This is a genomic window from Butyrivibrio sp., assembly GCF_017635265.1.
Lineage (GTDB): Bacteria > Bacillota > Clostridia > Lachnospirales > Lachnospiraceae > Butyrivibrio.
Genome location: NZ_JAGBLU010000041.1, coordinates 18,013 through 28,186, shown reverse-complemented (window position 1 = coordinate 28,186; position 10,174 = coordinate 18,013). Strand labels below are relative to the sequence as shown.

10 protein-coding genes are annotated in these 10,174 nt (G+C 40.8%); 4 read left to right on the top strand and 6 right to left on the bottom strand.

What is annotated here, in order from left to right:
- Nucleotides 1-1,809: P-loop NTPase fold protein (locus J6O61_RS05880; protein WP_292210731.1), on the top strand; the 1,809-nt coding region annotated here is incomplete at its 5' end.
- Between the two features lie 20 nt (nt 1,810-1,829).
- On the opposite strand, the gene J6O61_RS05875 is transcribed toward J6O61_RS05880, so the two are convergent.
- The 3 genes from J6O61_RS05875 to J6O61_RS05865 all read right to left on the bottom strand — a co-directional run bounded on the left by J6O61_RS05875 (nt 1,830) and on the right by J6O61_RS05865 (nt 2,924).
- The gene (locus J6O61_RS05875) at nt 1,830-2,333 is read right to left on the bottom strand and encodes a glycosyltransferase (protein WP_292210729.1); all 504 of its coding nucleotides are present in this window, start codon (nt 2,331-2,333) and stop codon (nt 1,830-1,832) included.
- 166 nt (nt 2,334-2,499) lie between these two features.
- On the bottom strand, nt 2,500-2,655 hold the full coding sequence (locus J6O61_RS05870; RefSeq protein WP_292210728.1) for a hypothetical protein: 156 nt from the start codon (nt 2,653-2,655) through the stop codon (nt 2,500-2,502).
- On the bottom strand, nt 2,634-2,924 hold the full coding sequence (locus J6O61_RS05865) for a hypothetical protein (RefSeq protein WP_292210727.1): 291 nt from the start codon (nt 2,922-2,924) through the stop codon (nt 2,634-2,636). Before J6O61_RS05865 ends, J6O61_RS05870 begins: the two co-directional genes overlap by 22 nt.
- A 154-nt stretch (nt 2,925-3,078) precedes the next feature.
- Between J6O61_RS05865 and amrA the strand changes: the two genes are divergently transcribed.
- The 3 genes from amrA (at nt 3,079) to J6O61_RS05850 (ending at nt 5,007) form a co-directional block, all read left to right on the top strand.
- Nucleotides 3,079-3,597, top strand: a complete 519-nt coding sequence (amrA, locus tag J6O61_RS05860) for an AmmeMemoRadiSam system protein A (protein WP_330613730.1) — start codon at nt 3,079-3,081, stop codon at nt 3,595-3,597.
- A gap of 57 nt (nt 3,598-3,654) precedes the next feature.
- Nucleotides 3,655-4,503, top strand: a complete 849-nt coding sequence (gene amrS / locus J6O61_RS05855; protein WP_292210725.1) for an AmmeMemoRadiSam system radical SAM enzyme — start codon at nt 3,655-3,657, stop codon at nt 4,501-4,503.
- A gap of 258 nt (nt 4,504-4,761) precedes the next feature.
- Nucleotides 4,762-5,007, top strand: coding sequence for an NAD-dependent epimerase/dehydratase family protein (locus J6O61_RS05850; protein ID WP_292210732.1), 246 nt, complete (start codon nt 4,762-4,764; stop codon nt 5,005-5,007).
- Here J6O61_RS05850 and J6O61_RS19575 read toward each other — a convergent pair.
- The 3 genes from J6O61_RS19575 to J6O61_RS05835 form a co-directional block, all read right to left on the bottom strand.
- On the bottom strand, nt 4,991-5,191 hold the full coding sequence (locus tag J6O61_RS19575; protein ID WP_292210724.1) for an InlB B-repeat-containing protein: 201 nt from the start codon (nt 5,189-5,191) through the stop codon (nt 4,991-4,993). The two genes, J6O61_RS05850 and J6O61_RS19575, sit on opposite strands and share 17 nt — an antisense overlap.
- A 329-nt stretch (nt 5,192-5,520) precedes the next feature.
- Nucleotides 5,521-8,787: a carbamoyl-phosphate synthase large subunit gene (carB, locus tag J6O61_RS05840; protein ID WP_292210723.1), complete on the bottom strand. Its 3,267-nt coding sequence runs from the start codon at nt 8,785-8,787 to the stop codon at nt 5,521-5,523.
- Nucleotides 8,787-9,998, bottom strand: coding sequence for a carbamoyl phosphate synthase small subunit (locus J6O61_RS05835; protein WP_292210721.1), 1,212 nt, complete (start codon nt 9,996-9,998; stop codon nt 8,787-8,789). Before J6O61_RS05835 ends, carB begins: the two co-directional genes overlap by 1 nt.
- Nucleotides 9,999-10,174 lie beyond the last annotated feature (176 nt).

The window sequence follows — 10,174 nt, the reverse complement described above, 5'->3', positions numbered from 1 at the left end:
GGAAAAACATTCCTGATAGAACATCTGCTTAAGGATTCCCTCAGCGAATCCCATGTAATCATTCGCATCTCACTATTTGGGCTCACTGATATCAGCCAGCTCCATCAAAACGTCAATAAGGCATGGCTTCAAGCAAAATCCGGTCTTTGGAGCAAAATAGATGACGGGAAGAAAATAGTCAACACCATAAACAATGTTTTGGGTAGCATCGCTCCCCTGAAAAAATACACAAGTGTTGCTGGTAGTGTACTTTCTTTGAATATATTTGATCTCATATCCATAGAAAACACAATTGATAAAAAGCCGGTAGTACTTGTTTTTGATGATCTGGAGAGGTCCAAACTTGACCAGATAGATATGCTTGGAGCAATTAACCACTACTCAGAAAACAAAGGTTTCAAAGTAATAGTCATCGCTAACGAAAAATTCATGCAAAAGACCAGCGATGATAAATCCTCCGGGATCTCATATAGCGAAATCAAAGAGAAACTGATTCAAAGGACAATTCATCATACGCCTGACTATGCTGCGATCGTAAAGAATATAATCTCAGAGTATGCCAGTGAGACTCCTGCATACTCAGACTTCCTGCAAAAGTGTCTACCGTCACTACAAGCCCTTTTCTCAGATACCATGCCTAATGGAGACTCCATGACAGATGTTTCTTCAGAAAAGATTAAAGAAGTACAGATGTACAGCCATCAGGACAAAGATGCTTATGTCAATGAAAAAACGGAACTATTAAAAAAGAAGCAGCACAATATACGGAGCCTTAAATGCGCTATACAGGACTTTGAAAGAATTTTTGATAAGCTAAACTCCTATAATATTTCCCATGTAGACACTTACTTTTTTAGCTTCGTTTCCTGTATGCTCGCTTCAAAAGCTGGTTTATACGCTCCCACAGATAGATATGGAAGCATCTTCGCAAGTTCCAATCTGGAATTCCTATATCCCGGATACTACAAAGCCACATTTTTACCTGACTGCTTTGAGACGTGGATCACCATGGGTGTCTGGAATGAGAAAGAAATAGATGAATACTGTGAAAAAACAGCCATACTGCAGTCACATAGCGATATTCCTCAAGATCTTGTACGCCTTCAGCGCATAGATTATCTTGAGGAAGACGAAGTAACACAAGGCTTCCCTGAAGTTCTCACCATGGCTTATAACGGGGAATTGACACTGGATGAATACGTGACTTTCATATTGAACCTATCTATCGCCAGAGAATATGACTTTGGCCTTCCATGTGAAATATCTTGGGATCAGTTAAATATCGGGATAAAGAACAAGCTCCATAGTATACTCGAAGCCGGCGACCTGGACTACCATACAACAACAAGGCTCGATGTGTCCATGCTATCAGAGCCAGAAAAGGAATCTTATCTCCTGATAGAATCCTTTATAAAGTCAGAAAAGAGCATGTTCCTGATTAACGAAAGAGCCTTTATTAATGCTATGTCAGCATATTACGAGACTGCTTTCATTGAATGCAGCAGGAAACGTTTTGATTCATTCACTGACGCAATGGCCACAGTTTCTGTAAAAGCCTTTGAAGCAACAGACAACTATGGAAAAGCCTGCTTTGTTGGCTATATGACAGACTTTTTAGAAAAGTTGTCTAATTCTTATGATTATAAAAATAACGACTCCGAAAGCAAGGGCGACGGAATAACAAGCCTCAAAAACCAGCTTACAGAGTTACGTGACAAAAAATACGCAGATAAGGCCTTTGCCAAAAAGAATACAGACATTCTAATAAATGAACTTGATAAATATATCCCCAATGTCTCTTTACCCTAAAATGGCCAAGTAGATCCTTTTTACTTCCCCCATGATGCATCATATCCAGAAAAGAGGCCGCAACTTCGCGACCTCTCTTGCTTTCTATTCTCACTTTCACATCTTCTTCGCCATCCGATAAAACGTCGACCTCCCCATTCCGCACGCTTTGAAGGACTAAAGTACATTGCATTTTTCCCGGCAAGTTCATGGTTTGATAAGGTATCGCTGAGAATAAGAGCGCATCCACTATGCCTTGCGTCTAGCACGAAACTGGCCAAAGTATCTGTTAGTGGCGGATAAATAAGACAGGTGGCATTTTGAATGAGCCATACAATTTCCTCTTCTGAAGGAGTTACATGTATTATGCTATTATCCGCATTCATGGCACGGAATCTGGCGTGTTCGGACTCATTAAAATCTCTGCCTCCTGCACATACGAGCTTGAAGGTGGGGAAATGCCTGATGACTGATGCAAAGGCATCCATCAAAACCTTAAAATTATCCTGTCGTTTTGATTTAACGAAACCTAAGCGTAATAACAATACACTTTGAGTCCTTGGTTACAGCAGCTCAACTAAGCAAAATCTGATGCCAGTCCCCACGTAGACATGATGGTCAAAGAAGCCATCAGGAAGAGACTTTGAAGGAACGAATACATGACTTACAGCACATTGATTCCCGGTACCATCTACTCCGAACCAGACTACTTTAATTAAATAAATAACCGTATTTCCTCCTTGTTTGTAGAATTATTTCTAAAACTCTTTCTTTTTCCTCTTCGCCGTAGCTATATGCTTTTTGAAGTGTGTTTTCTATATCATGTATTGTATAGCTATCATAAGCTATCTCTCTATCCTTATCCAAAAATCATCATCAGCCATGCGCCCCTTAGTCTTCTCGATTATCATTATCGGATCATAAAAGGGGATATCCAATTTTTTTAGTTCAAGCTTAAGCTTATCTCTTGTTTCCGGAAAGCATCTGGATTTGACGAATTCCTCATAGTCCTCAAAAGTCGGCTCACTATTTACCCCAAAAGCTCTATAGATAGGATTGGTGATATAGTTGTGTATGGCAACACGCCTCTCCATTTCATCTACATCAATGATTGTACAAACAAATCCATGGTACATATACCACAATCACAATTTTGTCGGTGTTTCAATTGATTTCAACCGTCAAAAATGTGGTTTTAAAAAATACTGTCCATTGATCTTTTATTCCATGAATATAAACGTTTTATAGTATAATTATCTTGATGATAGAATTTCTGACAGTGATCCCTATGTGCGGCTTGCCAGGTATTCCCTGGAAAGTTATATCATTCTGGGAAAGCGCATAGGAAGAGAAGATGTAAAAGGTCCAAAATGGGACGATATGCCTTCTGATGGCTATGAGCAAAGAGCCGGTGTTTTTGTTTCCATACACAAAAATGGTGCTCTCAGAGGCTGTATTGGAACGATTCTTCCAAACTGTGAAACTCTGGCTGATGAGATCATGCAAAATGCCATCAGCGCAGGAACTGCTGATCCCAGATTTCCGGCAATCGAGGAAGAAGAGCTTGAAAGCCTGGAGATAAGTGTAGACGTTCTTAACAAGCCTGAGCCTATAGACAGCGCTTTTCAGCTGGATGTAAAAAAATACGGCGTCATTGTAACCTCCGGCCGCAAGAGAGGACTTCTTTTACCCAATCTCGACGGAGTTGACACAATAGAAGATCAGATTGCAATTGCATGCAGGAAGGCCGGAATAAGCGAAGATGAGGCGTATAGCCTTGAGAGATTTGAAGTTGTAAGGCACTTGTAGAATATCTAATTTCTTCAGAAATACGGTATTCTACAGAGTGTCAGGGAGAGCTAGGATATGCCCACATGCAATGTATGTCACAATAGGTGTAATTTAACAGAAGGACAGACGGGGTTGTGCCATGCTCGAAAATATGAGAATGGCTTTTTTGTGTGTAAGAATTATGGCCTTATTACTTCCATCGCCCTTGATCCGATAGAAAAAAAGCCTCTTAATCTTTTTTACCCTGGATCAAATATTATTTCTGTTGGTAGCTACGGCTGTAACCTGCGATGTCCCTTCTGCCAGAATCATGAAATTTCCATTGGCTTTGGTGTTGAATATCATGGAAGTATATCATATCTTTCTCCTGACAGGCTGGCAGAAATTGCTGATTCTTACAGGGATCAAGGCAATATCGGGGTTGCATTTACCTACAACGAGCCGCTTATGAGCTACGAATATGTCATTGATGTTTCCAGAAAAGTTCACGAAAAAGGCTTAAAGACAGTACTTGTATCCAACGGCTGTGTATCTATGCAGGTTGCTGAGCAGGTGCTTCCTCACATTGATGCAATGAATATCGATCTAAAGGGATTTACGGATGATTTTTACCGGGACGTTTTGCATGGGGACAGGAAAATGGTGATGGATTTTATTGAATATGCCACCACTTCCAGCCATGTGGAGATTACAACTCTCGTTATTCCCGGACTTAATGACAGGGACGAAGAGATCGCTGCACTTGCAAAATGGATTGCATCCCTAAACGGAGGTAGTGGAAAAAGCGAAATTGCGTTACATATCAGCAGGTTTTTTCCCAGATTTAAAATGCAAACCATTCCGGCCACAAGCATAGATGCAATTTATCATCTAAGGGATGTAGCCGAAATATATCTGGACCATGTATATACGGGGAATTGTTGATATTTTTAACCTGACATTTGATAATAAATCTTTCTATTCAGGGTAATGAATTATTCTATGAATACGTTTGCAATTTAAAAAATTCCTTTACAATAATTAAATCATAGTAGAAATGAGGATAGACGATGGATTTTTTAATGGGAGATAATCAACAGTTTATGCAATTCTAAAGATATTGAGTGGGATAAATTCAAGGAGAAATCAATACTTGTTACAGGTGCCACAGGTTTGATCAGATCTCTTATTTGATTCGTATATATCTCATCAATGGAAATGTATGGCACTTTTAACGAAAGAACAGCCCCTGTGACAGAAAATGATCTTGGCTACATAAACCCACTTGCCATTCGAAGCAATTATCCTGAAAGTAAGCGTCTATGCGAGAATATGTGTGTAGCATACAACTCAGAATATGGGGTTAATGTAAAAATAGCCAGACTTGCTCAGACATTCGGAGCCGGCATCCTGAAGTTGATATGTAAGAAGCCTACAGAAGACTTATAGGATATATTAAACAATAACAAGATGCAAAAGAGACCTTCGGCACAATTTTTGCCTTATCTGCATAGGTCTTGCCGCTTCCGTCAGCCTTGGTGTTCCACTCTATGAATTTATAGCCTTTTTTCTTAAAAACGTTGGCATTAAGTGTGTAGGAAGTTGAGTTTGAAGTAAAACTCGATAAGTTCAAACTATATATGGACAAGCACCTCGGTGAGGAAGCCAATGTGCATAAACGAAGTCATAGTCATCTATGTTTTTTCGCAGTGCATTCCTGTTTATAGGTTTTTGGAATTTAAAATCTGACTAAATCCGATCCGACACAGATAACGCAGATACCATAACCGACTATAATACAGTCGCTAACGGTCCCCCTTATACTCACAGGATGCAGTCATCATATCTTCCTGTTAAATAAAAGAATGCTTACGCACCAGGCGTAAGCATTCGTAAGCAAAATCCATTATTTTTTACTGATAAAGAGCCAATAAAGCTTAGAATATACCACTATAACCTAAATCACAGCTTTGCGATATCAACAAGTTCCAATTCACCTTCAGAACTTGCTGTCTCAAGGCTTGTAACAAGGGCTCTTGCTGTATCAAGTGCCGTAAGCACGTTTACACCTGTCTCAATGGCAGTTCTGCGGATAAGGAATCCATCTCTTGATTTATCTCTTCCCTGAGTAGGTGTATCAATTACAAGGTCAATCTTGTGTCCGAGGATCAGGTCGATAACTGTAGGTGATTCCTGATTGATACGATTTATCTTTCTTGCTTTTACGCCGTTCTCATTAAGAGTATCAGCAGTTGAACGGGTAGCGTAGATAATGTATCCAAGTTTCTCATAGCGGCGGGCTATATCTATTACCTCACCCTTATCTGAATCCTTGACAGTAATGATCATCTGCTTGTACTTTGGAAGGTTTACTCCGGCTCCAAGGAACGCCTTATAAAGAGCTTCATTGAAGTTCTTGCTGATACCAAGGCACTCACCTGTACTCTTCATTTCAGGTCCAAGGCTGATCTCTGCTCCTCTTATCTTTTCAAAAGAGAACACAGGCATCTTGATCGCAACGTAACCAGCTTCAGGCTGAAGTCCCGGTGTATATCCAAGGTCTTTTAGCTTATGTCCCATCATTACCTGAGCTGCCAGATCCACAATCGGAATACCTGTTACCTTACTGATGTAAGGAACTGTTCTTGATGATCTTGGGTTAGCTTCGATGATGTATACATCATCACCCACAGCAATAAACTGGACATTTATAAGTCCCACTACATGAAGTGCCTTGGCAAGTCTTCTGGTATATTCTGCAATTGTCTCTTTTACCTTGTCAGAAAGAGACTGGGCAGGATAAACGGAGATTGAATCTCCTGAGTGGATACCCGATCTCTCGATATGCTCCATGATTCCGGGGATAACAATGTCGTCGCCGTCACATACAGCGTCAACCTCTGTTTCAATTCCCTGAAGGTACTTATCAACAAGGATAGGATGATCCTGAGCATATCTGTTGATGATATTCATAAACTCTTCAATTTCCTGATCAGAAAGAGCTATCTGCATGCCCTGTCCGCCGAGAACGTAGGAAGGACGAACAAGTACAGGATATCCGAGACGGTTAGCAACCTCTTTTGCCTCTTCTGCAGTATATACTGTTGCTCCCTGAGCACGCTTTATCTGAGTCTGTTCAAGAATCTGATCAAAGATTTCTCTATCTTCTGCCGCATCAACATCCTTGGCGTCAGTTCCATAAATCTTAACCCCCATCTTCATGAGATCCTGAGTAAGCTTAATAGCGGTCTGACCGCCAAACTGAACTACTGCTCCGTCCGGCTTTTCAAGTTTAACAATGTTTTCAACATCTTCAGGTGTAAGAGGCTCAAAATAGAGCTTATCAGCAATATCAAAGTCAGTACTTACAGTCTCCGGGTTGTTGTTTATGATGATTGTCTCAAATCCGGCTTTTTTAAATGCCCATGTGGCATGAACTGAACAGTAGTCGAACTCAATACCCTGACCGATTCTGATAGGTCCGGAACCAAGAACAAGGATTTTCTTTTTCCCACTGTTTGCGCTAATTGCAGCTTCATCTTCGGAGTCAGGGCCGTTGTATACCGAGTAATAATATGGTGTTGCAGCCTCAAATTCAGCAGCGCATGTATCAACAATCTTAAATGTAGCTTTGATTCCAAGTTCCTCACGGAGCTGCTTTAATACTTCAACTGAGAATCTTGTAAGTCTGCTTATAACAGTATCCGGATACTCAAGGCGCTTTGCTTCAAGGAGTGTATCAAAAGAAATTATCTTTTTAGCATCTTCAAGTGTTCCCTGCTTACCTTCAGTATTTTTTTCACCTATTCTAAGAAGCCTTAACTCCATCTTAACAAGAGTGTGGAGCTTGTCTATAAACCAAAGGTCAATCATGGTAATATCATGTATCTGTTCATGACTTATACCACGGCGAAGTGCCTCCGCAATAACCCATATTCTCTGATCATCTACAACCTTGAGTCTCTCTAAAAGCTCATCATCATCAAGCTCTGAAAAATCGTAGCTTGTAAGGCAGTCAACATGCTGTTCAAGAGATCTGATAGCCTTCATCATTGCACCTTCAAAATTGGTGCAGATGCTCATAACTTCGCCGGTCGCCTTCATTTGTGTTGTAAGTGTTCTCTTGGCTGTGATGAATTTATCAAATGGAAGCCTTGGGAACTTAACAACGCAGTAGTCAAGTGTAGGTTCAAAAGAAGCATAAGTCTTGCCTGTGATGGCATTTTTAATCTCGTCAAGTGTATATCCAAGCGCAATCTTGGCTGCAACCTTGGCTATAGGATATCCTGTAGCCTTTGATGCAAGCGCAGAAGAACGGCTTACACGTGGGTTAACCTCAATTACACAGTACTCAAAGCTTGTTGGATGAAGGGCGAACTGTACGTTACAACCACCTGTGATCTGAAGCTCATCAATGATATTAAGAGCTGCGCTTCTGAGCATCTGGTATTCTTTATCAGAAAGAGTCTGTGATGGAGCCACAACTATTGAGTCACCCGTGTGAACACCAACAGGGTCGATGTTTTCCATGTTGCAGACTGTGATGCAGTTTCCTGCACTGTCACGCATTACTTCGTACTCGATTTCTTTCCAACCGGCGATACATCTTTCAACCAAAACCTCGCTGGCTCTTGAAAGTCTAAGGCCGTTTTCAAGGATTTCTTCGCACTGAACCTGGTTATAGGCTATTCCACCGCCTGATCCGCCAAGTGTGAATGCAGGACGAAGAACTACCGGATATCCGATCTTACTCGCAAATTCAACACCGTCTTTTACATTATGAACAACAAGTGAAGCAGCAACAGGCTGTCCGAGCTTTTCCATTGTGTCCTTGAATTCCTGTCTATCCTCAGCTTTTCTTATGGTCTCTGCTGTAGTTCCGAGAAGCTTTACATTGTGAGATTTTAAAAATCCTGACTCATCAAGCTCCATACCAAGGTTAAGACCTGCCTGTCCTCCAAGAGTCGGAAGAATTGAATCCGGTTTTTCTTTTTCTATTATCTGTTCAAGAGTCTTTACTGTAAGAGGTTCGATATAAACCTCATCAGCAATATCCCTGTCAGTCATGATTGTTGCAGGGTTTGAGTTTACTAAAACAACCTCAATTCCCTCTTCCTTAAGTGAACGGCAAGCCTGAGTTCCGGCATAGTCAAACTCTGCTGCCTGACCGATTACTATAGGACCGGAACCGATAACCAGTACCTTTTTTACATCTTTATTCTTTGGCATCAGTTCTTGCCTCCTTCTTTAATCATGGTAATAAATCTGTCAAACAGATAGCTGCTGTCCTGTGGTCCGGGACATGCTTCAGGATGGAACTGAACTGTAAAGATATTCTTTCCAACGTAGGAAAGTCCCTCATTTGTTCCATCATTTACATTTATAAATGCGGGCTTTGCCACATTTGGATCAAGCTTATCCATATCAACTACATATCCGTGGTTCTGTGAGGATATGTAAACCCTGTTATTTGAAAGGTCTTTTACCGGGTGGTTGCCTCCTCTGTGACCATACTTCATCTTAAAGGTGTCCGCGCCTGTTGCAAGTGCCATTAGCTGATGACCAAGACAGATTGCAAAAATAGGCATATCTGAATCATAGAGCTTTTTGATCTCTTTTATGATCTGTGTACACTCCTTGGGATCTCCCGGACCGTTTGATAACATGATTCCATCGGGAGCATCCTTAAGGATTTCCTCTGCTGAAGTGTCTGAAGGATAGATTGTAACATCGCACCCTCTTGCCGCTAAAGATGCAGCAATATTCCTTTTGGCACCAAAATCAAGAAGAGCTACTTTAAGGCCTTTTCCATTAAGCTCTCTTACAATTGAGGGCTTTTTTTCTCTTTTAGATAAATCACCTTTTTGGCATGCCTCATAGTCATCCTTGTTAAAAGAAGCACTTCCTGAAATTGCCCCGTTTTCCGATATATCCTCAACTCCCTTAAGGAACTTCTTTTCCTTGCAGGATACTTTGCTTACTACGTCTCCTGTTGTGTAGGCGTTTAATCTGTCTTTAACATCCTCAAACCTTATATTTTCATTGGTTGTAATAAAGCCGTTCATGGTTCCTTTTTCTCTAAGGATCCTTACAAGCTTTCTGGTATCAATACCTTCAATTCCGGGAATCTCGTATTTTTCGAGAAATTCCTGAATTGACATATCACATCTGAAGTTGGAAGGGATGTGGGAAAGCTCTCTTACTATTACAGCGTCAACCCAGATTTTATCCGACTCCATATCATCAAGGCATACACCGTAATTGCCAATAAGCGGATATGTCATACAAACTGCCTGTCCTGCATAGGACGGGTCTGTGAAAACCTCTGTATATCCTGCCATTGATGTGTTAAAAACGATCTCGCTAACTACATCTTTATCTGCACCTATATGCTTTCCTTCAAAGACGGTTCCGTCTTCCAAGATCAAAAAAGCTTTCATTTATTTCCTCCAAAAAAATATTTCTAGTTATTGAGTGATATACGGATTGCTCCGCTTTCATCTACTCTATGATGATATACGGATTGCTCCGCTTTCATCTACTCTATGATGATATACGGATTGCTCCGCTTCGCTCTCGCAATCCTACAAGAATTCGGAAATCGCTCTGCTCACTT

Excerpts from the sequence above, each read along its gene's own strand:
- J6O61_RS05865 (WP_292210727.1), bottom strand. The coding sequence starts at position 2,924 with ATGTACCATGGATTTGTTTGTACAATCATTGATGTAGATGAAATGGAG.
- amrS (WP_292210725.1), top strand. The coding sequence starts at position 3,655 with ATGCCCACATGCAATGTATGTCACAATAGGTGTAATTTAACAGAAGGA.
- carB (WP_292210723.1), bottom strand. The coding sequence starts at position 8,787 with ATGCCAAAGAATAAAGATGTAAAAAAGGTACTGGTTATCGGTTCCGGT.
- J6O61_RS05835 (WP_292210721.1), bottom strand. The coding sequence starts at position 9,998 with ATGAAAGCTTTTTTGATCTTGGAAGACGGAACCGTCTTTGAAGGAAAG.